The following is a 688-nucleotide window of genomic DNA, read 5'->3' as shown; positions in this document are numbered from 1 at the left end:
ACCTCGTCGTCTACAAGGGGTCTTACATACTGGGAAATCTCATCTTGAGGGGGGCTTCACGCTTAGATGCTTTCAGCGCTTATCCCTTCCGCACGTAGCTACCCAGCGATGCTCCTGGCGGAACAACTGGTACACCAGCGGTGCGTCCATCCCGGTCCTCTCGTACTAAGGACAGCTCCTCTCAAATTTCCTACGCCCACGACAGATAGGGACCGAACTGTCTCACGACGTTCTGAACCCAGCTCGCGTACCGCTTTAATGGGCGAACAGCCCAACCCTTGGGACCTACTTCAGCCCCAGGATGCGATGAGCCGACATCGAGGTGCCAAACCTCCCCGTCGATGTGGACTCTTGGGGGAGATAAGCCTGTTATCCCCAGGGTAGCTTTTATCCGTTGAGCGATGGCCCTTCCATGCGGTACCACCGGATCACTAAGCCCGACTTTCGTCCCTGCTCGACGTGTCTGTCTCGCAGTCAAGCTCCCTTATGCCTTTACACTCTTCGAATGATTTCCAACCATTCTGAGGGAACCTTAGGGCGCCTCCGTTACACTTTAGGAGGCGACCGCCCCAGTCAAACTGCCCACCTGACACGGTCCCTGTACCGGATCACGGTACGAGGTTAGAACTCAAATGCGATCAGGGTGGTATCCCAACGGCGCCTCAACCGAAGCTTGCGCTCCGATGTC

General features: G+C 56.4%; 1 rRNA gene. It reads right to left on the bottom strand.

Annotation, left to right across the window (positions count from 1 at the left end):
- Positions 1–688: ribosomal RNA gene (locus QCD85_RS23640) — 23S ribosomal RNA — on the bottom strand; the annotation flags it as partial.

The sequence above is a fragment of the Paenibacillus sp. PsM32 genome, from assembly GCF_030433815.1.
Classification (GTDB): Bacteria; Bacillota; Bacilli; order Paenibacillales; family Paenibacillaceae; genus Saccharibacillus; species Saccharibacillus kyungheensis.
Note: the sequence above shows the minus strand (reverse complement) of the source record. Positions and strands in the feature narration are given on the sequence as shown.